Here is a 17,695-nt window from a genome sequence, read left to right as displayed (position 1 = left end):
GTGACATTATGGATATCGGTACTATTCACAGTATTTGGACCATAGTTCTGTTCGTTAGCTTTCTAGGTGTGGTTTGGTGGGCTTACGGTAAGAGCCGTAAAGCACGCTTTGATGAAGCTGCAAACCTTGTTTTTGCTGATGAGCAGAAAGCGCCTGAAAAAGAACAAGGAGTGACTAAGCAATGACGACATTTTGGAGTCTTTGGATAATCATCATCACAGTCGGTACACTGGTCGGCTGTGCTGCGCTCCTTTTTTGGTGCCTTAAAGATAAAATGGGTGTTGAAGAAGGTGCAGATATGGGCCACGAATACGATGGTATTCGTGAACTAAACAACCCACTGCCTAAGTGGTGGACTTATCTGTTTGTTGGTACGTTTGTATTCGCAGCTATTTACCTAACTCTGTACCCAGGTCTAGGTAACTTCAAAGGCGTTCTAGGTTGGCAGAGTTCTGACCAAACAGTACGTTCTCTTGAAGAGTCAAAAGCGTCGATTGCAAAAGCGCAAGAGAATAAGCAGTTGGTTCAGTACGCTAAAGAGCTAGATGATGCAGATACCTACTTCGGTGAAGCATTTAAGAAACTGGCTTATGTAGATGGCTCAACTGAGCTGCGCCCTATCCCTGAAATTGCAGCGGATAATGAAGCAGTGAAAGTTGGTCAGCGTTTGTTCCTGCAAAACTGTTCTCAGTGTCACGGCTCTGATGCACGTGGTCAGAAAGGTTTCCCTAACCTGACTGATGATGCATGGCTATACGGCGGCGAACCACAAGCGATTGTTACGACTGTAATGCAAGGTCGTATCGGTCAAATGCCAGGTTGGAAAGACGCGTTAGGCGAGCAAGGCGTGAAAGAAGTTGTGAGCTACACGCTAAGCCTGTCTGGACGTTCTGTTAACGCTCGCGAAGCAGAAGCTGGTAAAGCTCGTTTTGTAGTGTGTGCAGCGTGTCACGGTACGGATGGTAAAGGTAACCCAGCAGTTGGCGCACCTGATCTAACTGACCAAGACTGGTTGTTTGGTGGCTCTCGCGCAGAAGTAACTGAAACAGTAATGAACGGTCGTTCGGGCGTAATGCCAGCTTGGAAAGACATTCTAGGTGAAGACAAAGTTCAGCTAGTTTCAGCTTATGTGTGGAGCTTAAGCAACTCGGAACAATAAGTTACATTTCTATTACAGCCCCTTACTCTCTATCGATGGTAAAGGGGCTGTCTTTTCTTTACAGTTAAAGCCCTAATTTTTTTAATTTTTCAATTGAGAACTTTTTTATGGAAAAGCCTTGGTATAAGCAGTTTTGGCCCTGGTTTATACTCTCCCTTACGGTTGGAGTATCTATACTAACTTTGGTTCGAGTGGCGATACTTACAAACCACTCTGTTCATTTGGTTACCGAGGATTACTATAAAAAAGGTAAAGGGATCAACGTCGATATTTCAAGAGTCAATGTGACCAAAGAGCTTGGGCTCAAAGCTTCAGTCCACTCTGAAGGGAACGCAGTGGTGATTGAATTTGATAAAGGTCAATTAGATCACTACCCAGCAATCACTGCTATGTTTGCCCACCGTACCCTTCCTGATCACGATTTCACCAAACTGGTGACTTCAGATGCGCGTGGTGTATATCGATTCACTCTTGACGATGCGCTTCAAGGACCATGGTTTGTTGAGTTAACGCCCCATGATGAGAAATGGTTAATCCAAGGCCGTATCGAGTTCCCAACGTCGGCAGCAGTGCAACTATCTAACTAAGAAGCGTCTATGTGTAAATCCTGTTATCACTGTGGTGAAGATGTACCAGCCAACACGGATTTCAAAGTCGAAATTTTGGGCGACATACGCGAGATGTGTTGCCCAGGTTGTGAGACGGTAGCTCAGACTATCGTCGACAGCGGCTTGGTCTCTTACTACCAATATCGTACTGCTCCTGCAGAAAAAGCAGACCTTGTCCCCGAGCAGCTTCAAGCACTGATTCATTATGACAATGACGACGTACAGTCTGAATTCGTCCGTAATAGCAAAGATAGTTCAGAGGTGACATTGTCACTGGAGGGTGTCTCTTGTGCAGCCTGTGCATGGTTGATCGAAAAGCAAGTCTCTTCCAAAAGTGGGGTTCTGTCGATTCGAGTTAATACGACAACCAACCGTGCTTTATTAGCATGGGACAAGTCTCAAGCAAGACTGAGTGAAATACTCTCTCTGATTCACCAACTTGGTTATAAAGCCGCACCTTTTGAAGCGGACAAGCAAGAAGCTGCCTATCACCAACAGATGAAGCAATACCTGTATCGTTTGGGTATTGCAGGCCTTGCGACAATGCAGGTGATGATGCTGGCTGTTGCGCTTTATCTAGAAGTGTTTGGTGACTTAGAGCCCGAGTTTAAAAACTACTTCCGCTGGGTAAGCTTGATCTTTGCCACGCCAGTGATGCTCTATTCTGCTCTACCATTCTATATTAATGCGTGGCGCAGTCTGCGTAGCCGTACTCTAGGGATGGATGTCCCAGTTTCTATTGCGATGATCTTTGCCTATTGTGCAAGTTTGGTTGCAACGGTTACTGAGCAAGGAGAAGTGTTCTTTGAGTCTATCTCAATGTTTGCTTTCTTCCTTTTGGTTGGTCGGTTCCTCGAAATGCGCGCACGCCGCAAAGCCGCAGCGGCAAGCGGAAACCTGTTAAAACTGATTCCTGCTATTGCCAATAAACTTAACGGTGACCAAGTCCCTGTTAAAACGCTAAAAGTCGGTGACCAAATTCGCGTTCTACCGGGTGAACATATTCCAGCGGACGGCAAGATCATTGCTGGTCGCGTTCATATTGATGAATCAATGCTGACGGGTGAATCTCTCCCCGTCGTTAAGCAAGTTGACGATCATGTCTTTGCAGGCACGCTCAATGGTGAAGAGTCGTTTGAGTTAGAAGTCACCTCTTCAAAAGCGGACTCAATGATCTCTAACATTGTACGTCTGCAAGATGAAGCTCAGTTATCAAAACCCAAAATTGCTGAAATCGCCGATATTGTTGCGCGCTATTTCGTCGCAGTCATTCTAATTATCGCAGCGGGCACTTGGTTCTTCTGGCACTCTAGCAGACCTGATGATGCATTCTGGATTATGTTGTCAGTGTTAGTTGCAACATGTCCTTGTGCGTTGTCTCTGGCGACGCCAACAGCATTAACCTGTGCGACATCACGTATGGGCAATTTGGGTATTCTACTGCGTAAAAGCCATGTGTTTGAAACTCTGTGTAAGGTGAATCACCTGATTGTTGATAAAACAGGTACGCTGACTCACGGTGATATTGAAATCAATGATGTAGAGATCAACGCTGACTACACAAAAGATGAATTGTTAGCGGTTGCGGCTTCACTTGAATCTCATGCCAACCACCCTATTGCTCGTGCATTCAAACCTTATGCTGATGTTAACGTGACGGTATCTGACGTTGAGAATGTTATTGGTTCAGGCATCACAGGTATCTATCAAAACAAACAAGTTAAGATTGGCAGTGCCCAGTTTGTTTTGGGTGAAGGACAACGTTCCAAAGCGAATACAGTCTTTCTTTCTATTGATGGACAACATGTCGCGAGCTTTGGCTATCGTGACCCTATTCGTGTTGAAACCAAAGAGTTTATCGAGAAGTTCCAGAAGTCGGGTGTAAAGGTGACTCTGCTAACAGGTGACACGAAAGAGAACGCTGATCTTGTTGCAAACCAAATCGGTATTGAAGATGTCGTAGCCGGAGCTAAACCTCAAGATAAGTTATCTTACTTGCAGCAGGTAGACTCTGATGACATTACGATGATGATTGGTGATGGGATCAATGATGCGCCAACGTTGGCCGGCGCGCACCTTTCTGTCGCTATGGGTGGTGGTGCTGATGTGGCGAAAGCATCGGCTGATATGGTGCTGTTAGGCGACAGGCTTGACCGTATTTTAGAAGCGCGTGAATTAGCACTACAAACGCGTAAAATCATTCGAGAAAACCTTGCCTGGTCACTTGGCTACAATCTATTGATACTGCCTTTAGCGGTAGCAGGATTTGTTGCCCCATATTTTGCGGTTGTCGGTATGTCTGCGAGCTCAATTATTGTAGTATCTAACTCTCTGCGTTTGCTCAAAGAAAAAGGTAAATAGATGGAAAGCCTTTATATCCTCATCCCTATCGCTATCGTATTGGTTTGTCTCGCGGTGGCTGTATTCCTTTGGGCTGTGAAAAGCGAACAGTTTGAAGATCTAGAGCGTCAAGGTCACAACATCTTGTTTGATGAGGATGATCATAAAGAGAACCCACCTAAATGAGTCCTGACTGGATTGGGGCCTTCTTTATCGGTCTTGTTGGGGCTGGGCATTGTATGGGCATGTGTGGCGGTATTGCTTCAATGCTCACTATAGGCCAGTCTCAGCCATCAAAATTGGTTCCTTTATTTTATAACGGTGGCCGTCTTATTAGCTACGCGCTCATTGGCGCAGTGATTGGCGGTGCGGTCTCTTCTATTTCAGAAGTTAGCCAGCTCAACAACGTATTAGTTTGGTTACGCTTGGCGGCGGCGTTGTTCATGATCCTACTCGCTTGCTATATCGGCCGATGGTGGCATGGCCTGCTCTATATAGAAAAGCTAGGGCAAGTTATTTGGCGCAAGATCTCGCCTGCGGGAAAATCTCTGCTGCCGCTAAAATCTCCGCTACATGCGCTCCCATTTGGCTTTATTTGGGGCTGGATTCCATGTGGTCTCGTCTACTCTACTTTAACTTGGTCGGCGGTGTCTGGAAGCGCAATCAACGGTGCTTTAGTGATGCTGGCATTTGGCGCAGGTACATTACCAGCGATGCTGCTTGTTGGCCATGCGGCTACGTCGCTCCATAAGCTGCAAAATTCCGACATATTTCGTCATATCGTTGCTTTTACTATCTTAATTTATGGATTGTACACAGCGTATGGCGCACTTAGTCTCTTATCAATTAGTTTATAGTTAACTGTTTTTATACATTTTTTTAAGCTACCCTTTAGGGCTAATGGATGCTAAAATATTGATGTATATCAAATAGTGAAAGGTTGTTATGATTTCTGAAAAGCCTGCAACAAAGCGTATTCAATCCGGTGGCTGTGCAATTCACTGCCAAGATTGTAGTATCAGCCAGCTTTGTATTCCGTTTACGCTAAATGAATCTGAACTCGATCAGCTTGATCAAATCATCGAGCGTAAGAAGCCAATCCAGAAAGGACAGGAATTGTTCAAAGCAGGAGATGAACTAAAATCTCTTTACGCGATTCGTTCAGGAACAATCAAGAGCTACACAATCACTGAGCAAGGTGATGAGCAGATTACTGCTTTCCACTTAGCGGGTGACTTGGTAGGTTTTGACGCAATTACTGGCGACCTTCACCCTAGCTTCGCTCAAGCGCTAGAAACGTCGATGGTATGTGAAATTCCATACGAAATTCTAGACGATCTATCAGGCAAAATGCCTAAGCTTCGTCAGCAGATCATGCGTTTGATGAGCAACGAAATCAAAGGTGACCAAGAAATGATCTTGCTGCTTTCTAAGAAGAATGCAGAAGAGCGCTTGGCTGCTTTCCTATACAACCTTTCTACTCGTTTCTCGCAACGTGGCTTTAGCCCGCGCGAATTCCGTCTTACCATGACTCGTGGTGACATTGGTAACTACCTTGGTTTAACGGTAGAAACAATCTCTCGTCTGCTTGGTCGATTCCAGAAATCAGAGATCTTAAGTGTTAAAGGTAAATACATTACTATTCTTGACCACGATGCGCTGATGGAACTGGCAGGCGTATCAACAGAATCGTAATAATTTTCAATGATGTAGCTCGCAATTCACTTCGAAATAGAGCTACATCATACTTCTCTTATATTCCGCAAAGTATTTCTAAAACTCTCCTCTCATCTAAGCTACATTAATCATATACCCCTCCTCGTCTCTAAGGAGTCAATATGAGTATTTACAATAAGATTTTAGTCGTTGCCGACATTAACAAAGACGAACAGCCTGCGCTTGCGCGAGCGATGCAGTTAGCCGCAAAAAGCCGGTCGCCTAGTCGAGTGACTTTCTTCCTCTCTATCTATGACTTCTCTTACGACATGACGTCTATGCTGTCGATTGATGAGCGCGATGCGATGCGCCGTGGCGTGATTCAACAGCGTGAACAGTGGATGCGCAAGATCGCCAAAGATTACATCAATGATGAGATTGAGTTTGATGTTCGTGTTGTATGGCACAACCGCCCTTATGAAGCGATTATCGCAGAAGTGTTTGCCGGTGAGCATGACATCGTAATCAAAGGAACGCGTAAACATGACGTACTTGAGTCTGTCATCTTTACTCCAACCGATTGGCACTTACTCCGTAAATGCCCTTGTCCTGTTTTATTGGTTAAAAACACAGAATGGCCAGCGGATGCGAGTGTTCTTGCCTCTGTGCATGTCGGATCAGAAAACGAAACCCACTTAGGCTTAAATGATGCCATGGTTGAGCAACTAAACAGTTTAACCGAACGTTTAGGCGCTAAGCCTTATCTAGTTAACGCCTACCCTGTTACTCCTGCGAACATTACGATTGAGCTTCCTGAGTTTGATCCTGCTACTTATACAGATGCGGTTCGTGGTCACCACCTTACAGCCATGAAGGCGCTGCGCCAGAAACATGGTTACGATGAGGAGCAAACGGTAGTAGAACAAGGCCTTCCGGAAGATGTGATTCCAGATGCTGCCGAAAAGCTAAACGCAGCAATGGTGATTATTGGCACTACAGGTCGTACAGGCTTGTCAGCTGTGTTTATTGGTAATACCGCAGAGCATGTGATTGATAAGATCAATTGCGATGTGATGGCGCTTAAACCACAAGGATACATTAGCCCACTTGATCCCAAGACCGCGATTTAAATCAGTAAGATAAAGAAAAGGGAAGATAGCTGACTATCTTCCTTTTTTTGATGTGAGTGAAATGCCGTTTTAGATGTTGGTAACGTCGATAAACATAGATTCGTCGATGTTGGTTGACGAGACAGTCGCTTCGCTAAACTCGTATTCTTCGCGGGTGCCTTCACGGTCTAATGGAAGGTTGACGAAATCAAACAGCTCTTTATCTGCAAGCTGGCTTGGGCTTACATTCTGAATTGATTTAAAGATGGCTTCTACGCGGCCTGGTGTCTTTTTATCCCAATCAATTAGCATTGCTTTGATCGATTGACGCTGCAGGTTTTCCTGAGAGCCACAAAGGTTACATGGAATAATAGGGAAATCTTTGTGTTCCGCGTATTTGATCAGATCTTTTTCACGGCAGTAAGTCAAAGGACGGATTACCACGTTACGGCCATCATCTGAACGTAGCTTAGGTGGCATCGCTTTTAATCGTGAACCATGGAACATGTTTAGGAACATGGTTTCTACGATGTCATCCATGTGGTGACCAAGTGCAAGCTTGGTTGCGCCGATTTTTTCTGCAAATGAGTACAAAGTACCGCGACGCAGGCGAGAGCAAAGACCACAAGTTGTTTTGCCTTCAGGAACCTTCTCTTTTACCACTGAGTAAGTATCTTTATCTACGATGTAGTAAGGAATGTTCAGCGTCTCGAAGTAGTCTGGCAAGATGTGCTCTGGGAATCCAGGTTGCTTTTGGTCTAAGTTAACCGCGACGACTTCAAACTTGATCGGTGCTGCTTTCTGTAAGTTAAGCAGAATATCAAGCATCGCAAATGAATCTTTACCGCCACTGATACATGCCATTACAACATCGCCTTCTTCGATCATGTTGTATTCTGTAATAGCATTTCCAACATTTCTTCTCAGACGCTTTTGAAGTTTGTTGAATTCTAAGGTTTCTTTACGTGTATCTTTTTGATTCATTGCGGGCTCTCACATTGCCGAACAAGTCGACAGTAGCACTTCCTAAGTGGTTTTATTGGGGCGTGGATTATACGAGCTTTTTCACAAGGATTAAATGCTTCATTAATTCTCAAAGATGAATTATTAGGTTCGACTGACTTAGCGCAATTTGCTATCAGAAAAAATAAGCGATTCATTGTGATACCAGTTGTTTAAGAGCAAACGTTTATCTTGCTGCGTTTTTTGAGTTGAATCACAACACAAAAGCCCGTATATTTCCGATGTCTAACAGGCACACCCTACAATGTACGTCGCCATCCTGCCTCCATTGGTACATTGATATTGGTGTTTATCTACTTTCATGCAAAACACATCTTTTTCTGTTTCTGGTCTTTTTAAGGAATCGGGTGCGCTGTTGCATCTCTCGCTCCCTATCATCTTTATGCAGCTTGCCACTCAAGCAATGGGCTTTGTTGACACCACAATGGCTGGTCAAGTCAGCGCAGCTGATCTTGCGGCGATCGCGCTTGGTACAAGCTTGTGGTTACCTGTCTCACTGCTACTGCGTGGTATCATCATGGCGCTTACGCCAGTCGTTGCCTACCATCGAGGAGCTCAACAGCTCGATAAAGTTCGGATCGCATTCGTTCAAATGCTTTGGCTGGCAGTGTTCGTGAGTGCTTGTTTGATGGTGTACCTCGTGCTGGGCGAAAACATACTGGTTGCGCTTGGTGTGGCACAAGAGATTATTCCTATTGCCAGTGATTATGTCGTTGCTTTGGCGTTTGGTGTTCCAGGCATCGCGCTGTTTTATACCTTAAATGGTTTTTGTGAAGGGATGAACAATACTCGCGCACCTATGCTTATTTCTGTTCTGGGTTTGCTTGTAAACATCCCAGTGAATTACATCCTTATCTATGGAAAGTTTGGCTTCCCTGCTCTAGGAGCCGTTGGTTGTGGCTGGGCGACAAGCCTTGTTTATTGGCTGATGTCCGCGTTACTTTATAGCTATATAAAACATCATCATCACTATAAGCGTATTCTTCATTTTGGGCAGTTAAAGCCAGTTTGGGATGAGATCAGTCACCTGTTTAAGTTAGGTTTTCCTATCGGACTCAATATCGCGGTATGCGGCAGTATTTTTGCGGTGATCGCCCTACTTATTGGGCGAATTGGTGCAGAAAATGTGGCAGCGGCTCAGATAGCACTAAACATTTCGAGCATGACCTACATGATTCCAATGAGCCTTTCGTTTGGCATCACAATACGTGTCGGACATGCGCTTGGTGAACAAAAAGACCAACTTGCTGCAATGAGAAGTTACGTCGGCGTTGTGACCGCAGCACTACTATCGTTAATGTCAGTTGCGTTCTTTCTGCTGTTTCCGGAGTGGATCATCCGTTTATACACAACAGATCCTATCGTTTCAGCGACTGCCGCAACCCTACTGGTGTTTACGGCGATGTATCAGTTTAGTGATGCGCTACAAACGTCGGCAAATGGTGCGCTTCGCGGGTATAAAGACACCAAAGTGCCAATGATGCTGGCAATTTTAGCCTACTGGGGATTGGCATTACCACTGGGTATGGTGTTAGGTTTAACCGATTACTTGGTTCCAGCAATGGGTGAGAAAGGCTTTTGGATTGGGATCGTCACTGGGCTTTCAACTGCGGCTTTGGCCATGCTGATACGACTTTTCGTCGTGATCAGACGTAATCAACAAAGCGTATCAAGCGAAAAGTTAAATCAAGCTATCGTGTAGAAAATACCAATCAGAATAAATATCTGGTCATTCTTGCTGGTTAAAATCGCTGATAGCGTCGTTATAGATTTTGTAGGTAGGTCAACTAGCTAGCTGCAATCTATGCCTTGCTCTAAGCGATTTTTCCTGCGCAATTATCTGAGCACATATTTATCCCGATTGGTATAAACAAAGGGTTGCAAATTGCGACCCTTTTAGCTTTTATGCTTTTGGCAGATACGGAAGTACTCGTGAAGTTTCCTGAGGAAGGGTCATTGTGCCACCCTCGCCTATTTCATCGAGCGCGACTTGAACCTTACCATCGATAATTTGTTTTGTTGTACCGTTAGAGAACTGAATTTGCGAGTTCAGTTTGTTCGGGAACTCTAGCGTGACGCCTTCGACATCCGGTGTAAACCAACTCGCAAACATCCCACCAAGCTGCTCTAAGATCGCCTGCATTTGAGGCAAAAGCACTTTCACTTGACCGTAGCTTATCTCTCCTGAGAACGGTTCTTTGGTCATCACAACCATTGAGAAGTCGCAACGCATATCCATTGGGGTATGAACAAAGACAAGCGGATTGGCAGATTTTAGGTTGTTGTCGAGCGGGACAATCACCTCATTATATGGAGAGATAGTCAGCTCTTCGTAATGCTCTTCTTTTTCCATCCACGCTTTTTCAATATCACACAGTTGTTTGGTGTCCGCGTTAAGGAAAAAGAATCCCACTTTTACGTCATCATGTCCTTCTTTGGCATTCTGTTTCATGTGCGAAAACAGCTTGGAGTAAGTAAACATGTATTCTTGAGCTTGAACAGGCAAAACTGCCGCGCTAGATAAGGCTGCGGCTAAAATCGCTAACGATACTTTTTTCATTACTTTCTTTCTTATTGATTTAGCTTACTATTGATTGGCTAAGGGTAATTCCCAGAACTGCTGATTGTGCCTGATCATGCTTTGTAAATCGTTGACGTATGCCTCACCTCGTTCAGAGTATTTAAGCAATCCATTGGTTAATGCCATTGCCGCATCCGTATCAGTCAAGCTTTGGTCATTGAGATGACGTTGGTAACGAATTTCACGTAGCGCTTTGTAGGCATTGTTTCGATTTACATTCATGAAGTAGCCATGAATAGACTGCTGAACAGAGCTAAACTTCGCGACTTCGTGAGTCATGCCTTCTCCCCGTTGCAGGGGCACTAAGCCACATCCGGAGCTGTAACACCACTGGCCAAAGTAGTTGTTAGCCTGCGTTGCAAAGCGAGATGTCCCCCAAGCGGATTCATTGGCCCCTTGAACAAGTACCAAGGCTTCAGGTATCACATCCACGCGATGGAGCATGTTGTTTAGCCACTCTTGAGAGACACCTTCAGCAGGCAGCTCAACCTTATACAGTTTGCCTAAGCGCTTAGCATAACTGGTATCAGAGGCAGTGATAGAGCCTGATTGGAAATTATCTCTAATCGAATCTAAGCGTTGGCGTTCAGAAACAATTCGCTGATTTTCTATAGCGATTCCCGGTCTTAGGTAATCAAAAAACGCTTGTTTCTTCTGCTTAACATCTTTGATCGCAGAAAAGTCTGGAGCGGCTCCGATAGACTTGCCAATAAACTCTGGAGCTTGTTGCTCAGCGACTTGCGCTTGTTTACGGCGTTCACGCTCTTCGGCTTGGTTTTGTTCATAGCCATAAAAACTACAGCCGGCGATAACGCCAGCTGCAGCAATAGCAATGAATTCACTTTTACGCATTGAACACTTGTGAATCGTTGTCATTGTCGTCTTCATCTTTTGGTCTATCAGAAGCAATAATTTTTAACTTAATGCCAAACATATTGCGGTATACGATTCCCTTCACGTGGAAGAAGAAAGGCAGGACGAAAATTAGCCCTAAGCCGTAGAACATCATACCAACAACAAACATGACTGAGACAACAGAATATATTCCAGCTAGAACGAAGATCTTCTTATTGACTGCGCGAAGCGATAAAAGCAGAGATTGCATCGGTGGCACTTGCTTTTCACAAATCAGAAGAATGGAGTTGGTAAATGCCAGAGATAGGTAGAGAGATAGCAACGGGAAAATCATCCCTGCTATGCCTTGTAGCAACAAGCTAAATAAGGTGGCTAGAATGACTGGCACTGTGTATTGCAGGCCTTTGCCAATATGACGAGGTTTGGTCATCAGACCGGCGGCATGGCTCATCGCCATCAAAGAAATCCCTGCATAAATTGGTGCGCTAATTACTTCGTAGCTAAAGTTTGCCACCATAATCGCGTTAAAGATGCTTGGATCAAAGGCGTCTGGATTGGTAACGGCATCAATAATGATCCCCGGGTTACCTAACTGCAATTTAAGCGCGATGTAGAAAATAGCCAACTGCAGTACAATCAGCACCACTATCGCTGGAGAAAAAGAAAGGAAGTGCTTTACTGTGTGTTGCCAAGCCTCCTTAAAGACCTCGCCGGCTTTAAGTTCGTAGTCGCCCGAAAGTGCGCGCTCTACGCTGCCACCTAAGTTGAAGTCTTTTTCAATGTCATTATTCATTCTTGAATCCAGTGCCTGATTTGACAATAACCAAGCTAACTTGTTGATAAAAAATTGGCTTCATTATACGTCAACCAAACTCAGTCTAAAATCGGATCTCGCCTTGCTGCTTGCTTTATCGACTGTTTGGTTGATAATTAACCACTAAACGCATCGTATCAGTATAGATATCTGACTCAGAAATAAAGGAAATTCTCCTCTGAATGCGCGGTTTATTTAGCATACAGAGAGTATGGTAAGGAATGTTTACTTTTACCTGCAAAAATTTTTGTGTTTCAGAATAAGAAAATGCTTTGAATTCACAATTTTGGTGATTATGATGCGCGCCTCGAATTTGTGTAACGACGGGTCATTTCAAATCGGTGACCAAGGTGGGAGAAAAACAGACGTTGAACGCTAAACAAGATGCAGGAAAACCAGTAGTTAAACTGACTGGAATTAGCAAAAGTTTCGATGGTAAGGAGATCATCGCAAATCTTAACCTTGATGTTAATCATGGTGAGTTTCTAACGATTTTGGGCCCTTCTGGTTGTGGTAAAACAACCGTGTTGAGGATGATTGCTGGTTTTGAAACCGCAGATAAAGGCGAAATTATCCTTGCTGACCAAAACGTAACTCAAGTTCCTGCTGAGCAAAGGCATGTAAACACTGTATTCCAGAGTTATGCACTCTTCCCTCATATGACGGTTTTTGAAAACGTGGCTTTTGGTCTACGCATGCAAAAAGTGCCTTCTGACGATATTGAGCCTCGTGTAATGGAAGCACTACGTATGGTTCGTCTTGAGAAAATGGCCCAGCGTAAACCTCACCAGTTATCTGGTGGTCAACAGCAACGTATTGCTATTGCTCGTGCCGTTGTCAACAAACCGAAAGTGTTGCTGCTTGATGAGTCGTTGTCTGCGCTGGATTATAAACTGCGTAAACAGATGCAGATCGAACTGAAGCAATTACAGCGTCAGCTAGGTATTACTTTTATCTTTGTTACCCACGATCAGGAAGAAGCCCTTTCGATGTCAGACCGCATCATTGTTATGCGTGACGGCGTGGTTGAGCAAGACGGTTCTCCGCGTGAAATTTACGAAGAGCCGAAAAACCTATTTGTTGCTCGCTTTATTGGTGAGATCAACGTATTCAACGCCACCATGATTGAGCGTATTGATGAGAAACGTATTCGTGCTGAGATTGAAGGTGTTGAGTCGGTGGTTTACTACGATAAACCAGCCGCTAGCGGTGACAAACTGCAAGTACTACTTCGCCCAGAAGACTTACGTATCGAAGAGATTAAAGAGTCTGAGCAGAAAGGCATTGTCGGTCACGTTACTGAGCGCACATACAAAGGCATGACCTTGGATTCGGTGATTGAACTTGAATCGGGTATGCGAGTGATGGTTAGCGAATTCTTCAACGAAGACGATCCTGATGTCGACCACTCTCTAGGTCAAAAAGTGGCGATCACTTGGGTTGAAAGTTGGGAGGTCGTACTCAATGAAAGCCAAGAAGTTTAGTCTTCAAAACGCGATCATCGCGTTAATCGTAGGTTGGCTAACGCTTTTTGTATTGGTACCCAATCTGATGATTATTGGTACCAGTTTCCTAACTCGTGATGAAGCAAACTTAATCGAGATGACCTTCACGTTGGATAACTATATCCGCTTGATGGATCCTCTCTACGCCAAAGTATTGTGGCATTCATTCTACATGGCGATTATTGCGACCTTGCTATGTTTGGTGATTGGCTACCCATTTGCCTATATCGTGGCGAAAATGCCAGAGAAGTGGCGTCCGGTAATGTTGTTTTTGGTGATTGTGCCATTTTGGACTAACTCACTGATCCGCACTTACGGTTTGAAGATTGTCTTAGGAACACAAGGGGTCCTTAACAAGTCTTTGATGGCAATGGAAATCATCGATAAGCCAATTCGTCTTATGTATACAGAGTCGGCGGTAATGATTGGTTTAGTCTACATTCTGCTGCCATTTATGATTTTGCCGCTCTACTCTGCGATAGAGAAGTTAGATCACACCTACCTAGAAGCGGCAAAAGATTTAGGGGCGAACAAGTTTCAGACGTTCACCAAGGTTATTCTACCGCTCACGATGCCAGGTATTATTGGTGGCTGTTTGTTAGTGCTACTCCCTGCCCTCGGCATGTTCTATATCTCTGACCTACTTGGCGGGGCGAAGAACTTGCTGATTGGTAATGTAATTAAGAGCCAAGTGCTGAATGCCCGAGATTGGCCGTTCGGCGCCGCGACCAGTATTGCTCTAACGATCGCGATGGCGATTATGCTATATGCCTACTATCGCGCAGGTAAGTTATTGAATAAGAAAGTGGAGCTAGACTAATGGGACGTACAGTTAGATTTAGCTTTATGACCTTGGTATATGCGTTTTTGTATCTGCCAATCGTTGTGTTGATCGTTAACTCATTTAATGCCAATAAATTTGGAATGAAATGGGGTGGCTTTACCACTAAGTGGTACGAAACCTTGGTTAACAACGACAGCCTAATGCAGGCTGCTTGGCATTCGCTGAATGTCGCGGTGTTTTCCGCAACAGCAGCAACGATCATCGGTAGCTTAACCGCGGTTGCTCTATTCCGTTATTCGTTTAAAGGAAAAGGTGCAGTGAATGGCATGCTGTTCGTGGTGATGATGTCACCGGACATTGTGATGGCGATTTCATTGCTAGCGTTATTCTTAGTGCTTGGCGCTCAACTGGGCTTCTTTACGCTATTAATCGCGCATATCACCTTCTGTTTGCCGTTTGTCGTAGTGACGGTATACAGCCGCTTGAATGGCTTTGACGTGAAGATGCTAGAAGCGGCAAAAGATTTGGGTGCAAGTGAATGGGTTATCCTAAAGCAGATTATTCTACCGCTAGCTAAACCTGCAGTTGCTGCAGGCTGGCTATTGAGCTTTACCCTGTCTCTGGACGACGTAATTATCAGTTCATTCGTCACAGGGCCAACCTATGAGATTTTGCCATTGAAGATCTACTCGATGGTTAAAGTGGGAATTTCACCAGAGGTGAATGCCCTTGCAACAGTCATGTTGATTGTCTCTTTGATCTTGGTGGTAGCCTCTCAGCTACTTGCCAGAGAAAAAGTAAAATAAGACTTAGCATGTAATTCACTAAACAGAATGGCTATCAGTCATTCTGTTTTTCTATCTACTGCTGAATAGCGCAGATATCATTTGCGCGAAAGGCAACGTTTGGTTTGGAGCTAACGTAAATGAAAAAATGGGCTACTCTATTAGCTGGTAGTGCATGTGCGCTTTCCCTGTTCTCCGGTTCAGTGGCTGCGGACGAAAACAAAGAACTCGTCTTTATGAACTGGGGACCTTACATCAACAGTAATATCCTAGAACAGTTCACCAAAGAAACAGGGATTAAGGTTATCTATTCAACTTATGAATCTAATGAGACCTTATACGCGAAGCTAAAAACGCATAATCAAGGTTATGACTTAGTGGTTCCTTCCACTTACTTTGTCGCTAAGATGCGTGATGAAGGTATGTTGCAGAAGATCGATAAGTCTAAGTTGAATAACTTCAAAAACCTAGATACTAACTATCTTGATAAGCCATACGATCCAAACAACGACTACTCTATCCCACATGTAGTCGCCATTACTGGTCTAGCGGTCAATGCAGATATGTACGATCCTAACGACTTCACAAGCTGGGCAGATTTATGGAACCCAGAACTTGAAGGTCAGTTGATGCTGATGGACGACACGCGAGAAGTGTTCCATATTGCACTGCGCAAACTGGGTTACTCAGGTAACTCAACCGATCCTAAACAGATCGACGAAGCCTATGCAGAACTGCAAAAGCTGATGCCGAACGTTTTAGTGTTCAACTCTGACAACCCAGGAGCTCCATATATGTCAGGTGAAGTTGGCGTTGGTATGTTGTGGAATGGCTCTGCGGCCGCGGCACAAAACGAAGGTATGAACCTTAAACTAGTTTTCCCAAAAGAAGGCGGTATTGGTTGGGTTGATAACTTTGCCATCTCTTCCGGTGCGAAAAACGTAGAAGCGGCGCATAAGATGATCGACTTCTTACTCCGTCCTGAAATCGCTGAGCAAATCTCAAGTGACACGGGCTACCTGACAGCAGTAGCAGAATCAAACGCGAAGTTTAAAGATGTCGCGCCGTTATTCCCTTCTCAAGAAGATTTGGATCGCGTTGAATGGCAAGACTCGGTCGGTGAATTAACCGTTAAGTATGAAGAGTACTTCTTAAAACTGAAAGCAGGACAATAATCCTTCATCTAGGTAAATGACCAAAGTAAAAATAGGTAGCAGAAGCTGCCTATTTTTGTTTTGGCTGATATACTTACCCGTTGCTAGGTTTGTCGCTACGACAAGCAAGTCTAATAATCATGTTTTTTCAGAGTACTCAGTTCGGAGTGACTGTGTGCTGATAAACACAGATAAAACGGAAAACCAATGAAAAGTAAATTCTACGCAGGCGCACTATGTGCTGCGACGCTATTCGCTGCGCCGGCAATGGCCGCTGATCAAGAGCTTTATTTCTACAACTGGTCTGAATACATTCCAAATGAAGTTCTTGAAGACTTTACAAAAGAAACCGGAATTAAAGTCATCTACTCGACTTACGAGTCTAACGAGAGCATGTACGCCAAGCTTAAGACTCAAGGTTCTGGTTACGATTTAGTAGTACCGTCTACTTACTTTGTATCTAAGATGCGCAAAGAAGGTATGCTACAGCAAATCGATAAAGCGAAACTTACTCACTTTGCTGACTTGGATACAAACTTCTTAAACAAACCTTTTGATCCAAACAACAATTACTCGATCCCTTACATTTGGGGTGCGACAGGCATCGGTATCAACTCCGACATGCTAGATAAATCATCAGTGACTAAGTGGGATGATTTCTGGGATAGCAAGTGGGAAGGTCAACTCATGCTGATGGATGACTCACGTGAAGTATTCCATATTGCACTGACTAAACTGGGTTACTCGCCAAATACGACTAACCCAGACGAAATTAAAGCTGCTTACGAAGAGTTGAAAAAACTGATGCCTAACGTATTAGTGTTTAACTCTGATTTCCCAGCGAACCCATATCTAGCAGGTGAAGTCTCACTAGGTATGCTTTGGAATGGTTCTGCTTACATGGCTCGCCAAGAAGGTGCATCGATCGATATCGTATGGCCAGAAAAAGGCGCTATTTTCTGGATGGACAGCCTAGCTATTCCTGCAGAAGCGAAAAACGTTGAAGCGGCTCATAAGATGATCGACTTCCTACTTCGCCCAGAAAACGCAGCTAAGATTGCGCTAGAGATTGGCTACCCTACACCTGTAGCGACAGCTCACAAACTACTGCCTAAAGAATTCGCAAACGATCCAAGCATCTTCCCTCCTCAAGAAGTGATGGATAGTGGTACTTGGCAAGATGAAGTGGGTGAAGCAAGCGTACTTTATGACGAGTACTTCCAAAAGCTAAAAGTTGATAACTAACAACTTTAGATATCAGTTATATACTTAAAGAGCGGCAAGAAGCCGCTCTTTTTTGTATTTGAGGGACACCTCTTAAA

18 protein-coding genes are annotated in these 17,695 nt (G+C 44.3%); 14 read left to right on the top strand and 4 right to left on the bottom strand.

The window, feature by feature from the left end:
- Positions 1-8: 8 nt before the first annotated feature.
- The 8 genes from AC6R16_RS00895 (at position 9) to uspE (ending at position 6,893) form a co-directional block, all read left to right on the top strand.
- Positions 9-185 (top strand): cbb3-type cytochrome oxidase subunit 3, encoded by a 177-nt coding sequence (locus AC6R16_RS00895; protein WP_004745916.1) that lies wholly within the window; start codon positions 9-11, stop codon positions 183-185.
- Positions 182-1,159: a cytochrome-c oxidase, cbb3-type subunit III gene (gene ccoP / locus AC6R16_RS00890; RefSeq protein WP_171324316.1), complete on the top strand. Its 978-nt coding sequence runs from the start codon at positions 182-184 to the stop codon at positions 1,157-1,159. The genes AC6R16_RS00895 and ccoP overlap by 4 nt, the downstream gene beginning before the upstream one ends.
- Before the next feature lie 107 nt (positions 1,160-1,266).
- A complete protein-coding gene (locus tag AC6R16_RS00885; protein ID WP_069666315.1) occupies positions 1,267-1,746 on the top strand; it encodes a FixH family protein in 480 nt (159 codons plus the stop codon).
- Positions 1,747-1,755: 9 nt separating this feature from the next.
- Entirely contained in the window at positions 1,756-4,128 is a 2,373-nt protein-coding gene (locus AC6R16_RS00880) for a heavy metal translocating P-type ATPase (RefSeq protein WP_500673248.1), read from the top strand.
- Positions 4,129-4,293, top strand: coding sequence for a cbb3-type cytochrome oxidase assembly protein CcoS (gene ccoS, locus AC6R16_RS00875; RefSeq protein ID WP_004745922.1), 165 nt, complete (start codon positions 4,129-4,131; stop codon positions 4,291-4,293).
- On the top strand, positions 4,290-4,964 hold the full coding sequence (locus AC6R16_RS00870) for a sulfite exporter TauE/SafE family protein (RefSeq protein ID WP_171324322.1): 675 nt from the start codon (positions 4,290-4,292) through the stop codon (positions 4,962-4,964). Before ccoS ends, AC6R16_RS00870 begins: the two co-directional genes overlap by 4 nt.
- A gap of 88 nt (positions 4,965-5,052) precedes the next feature.
- Entirely contained in the window at positions 5,053-5,802 is a 750-nt protein-coding gene (gene fnr, locus AC6R16_RS00865; RefSeq protein ID WP_004414051.1) for a fumarate/nitrate reduction transcriptional regulator Fnr, read from the top strand.
- Positions 5,803-5,945: 143 nt separating this feature from the next.
- On the top strand, positions 5,946-6,893 hold the full coding sequence (gene uspE, locus AC6R16_RS00860; protein ID WP_272239965.1) for a universal stress protein UspE: 948 nt from the start codon (positions 5,946-5,948) through the stop codon (positions 6,891-6,893).
- Between the two features lie 69 nt (positions 6,894-6,962).
- On the opposite strand, the gene ttcA is transcribed toward uspE, so the two are convergent.
- Positions 6,963-7,856 (bottom strand): tRNA 2-thiocytidine(32) synthetase TtcA, encoded by an 894-nt coding sequence (ttcA, locus tag AC6R16_RS00855; RefSeq protein ID WP_500673247.1) that lies wholly within the window; start codon positions 7,854-7,856, stop codon positions 6,963-6,965.
- Between the two features lie 340 nt (positions 7,857-8,196).
- Between ttcA and AC6R16_RS00850 the strand changes: the two genes are divergently transcribed.
- On the top strand, positions 8,197-9,597 hold the full coding sequence (locus tag AC6R16_RS00850) for an MATE family efflux transporter (RefSeq protein WP_500673246.1): 1,401 nt from the start codon (positions 8,197-8,199) through the stop codon (positions 9,595-9,597).
- A gap of 201 nt (positions 9,598-9,798) precedes the next feature.
- Here AC6R16_RS00850 and AC6R16_RS00845 read toward each other — a convergent pair whose 3' ends face one another.
- Genes AC6R16_RS00845 through AC6R16_RS00835 form a run of 3 tightly spaced genes read right to left on the bottom strand, consistent with a single transcriptional unit; the run spans position 9,799 to position 12,124 of the window.
- The gene (locus AC6R16_RS00845; RefSeq protein WP_500673245.1) at positions 9,799-10,455 is read right to left on the bottom strand and encodes a DUF2987 domain-containing protein; all 657 of its coding nucleotides are present in this window, start codon (positions 10,453-10,455) and stop codon (positions 9,799-9,801) included.
- Between the two features lie 27 nt (positions 10,456-10,482).
- A complete protein-coding gene (locus tag AC6R16_RS00840) occupies positions 10,483-11,328 on the bottom strand; it encodes a glucosaminidase domain-containing protein (RefSeq protein ID WP_500673581.1) in 846 nt (281 codons plus the stop codon).
- The gene (locus tag AC6R16_RS00835; RefSeq protein ID WP_004745937.1) at positions 11,321-12,124 is read right to left on the bottom strand and encodes a DUF2189 domain-containing protein; all 804 of its coding nucleotides are present in this window, start codon (positions 12,122-12,124) and stop codon (positions 11,321-11,323) included. Before AC6R16_RS00835 ends, AC6R16_RS00840 begins: the two co-directional genes overlap by 8 nt.
- Positions 12,125-12,495: 371 nt before the next feature.
- On the opposite strand from AC6R16_RS00835, the gene potA reads away from it, so the two are divergent.
- The 5 genes from potA to AC6R16_RS00810 all read left to right on the top strand — a co-directional run bounded on the left by potA (position 12,496) and on the right by AC6R16_RS00810 (position 17,618).
- Positions 12,496-13,629: a spermidine/putrescine ABC transporter ATP-binding protein PotA gene (gene potA / locus AC6R16_RS00830; protein ID WP_004745939.1), complete on the top strand. Its 1,134-nt coding sequence runs from the start codon at positions 12,496-12,498 to the stop codon at positions 13,627-13,629.
- Positions 13,610-14,470, top strand: a complete 861-nt coding sequence (gene potB, locus AC6R16_RS00825) for a spermidine/putrescine ABC transporter permease PotB (RefSeq protein ID WP_500673244.1) — start codon at positions 13,610-13,612, stop codon at positions 14,468-14,470. Before potA ends, potB begins: the two co-directional genes overlap by 20 nt.
- Positions 14,470-15,240 (top strand): spermidine/putrescine ABC transporter permease PotC, encoded by a 771-nt coding sequence (gene potC, locus AC6R16_RS00820; RefSeq protein WP_004745941.1) that lies wholly within the window; start codon positions 14,470-14,472, stop codon positions 15,238-15,240. Before potB ends, potC begins: the two co-directional genes overlap by 1 nt.
- 119 nt (positions 15,241-15,359) lie before the next feature.
- Entirely contained in the window at positions 15,360-16,394 is a 1,035-nt protein-coding gene (locus AC6R16_RS00815) for an extracellular solute-binding protein (RefSeq protein WP_500673243.1), read from the top strand.
- A 186-nt stretch (positions 16,395-16,580) separates the two neighbouring features.
- Positions 16,581-17,618 (top strand): extracellular solute-binding protein, encoded by a 1,038-nt coding sequence (locus AC6R16_RS00810; protein ID WP_239854923.1) that lies wholly within the window; start codon positions 16,581-16,583, stop codon positions 17,616-17,618.
- Positions 17,619-17,695: the final 77 nt, after the last annotated feature.

The organism is Vibrio sp. R10-SG3-ISO10 (genome assembly GCF_059834185.1).
The sequence above is the reverse complement of the archived record's forward strand: the minus strand, read 5'-3'. Positions and strand labels throughout refer to the sequence as shown.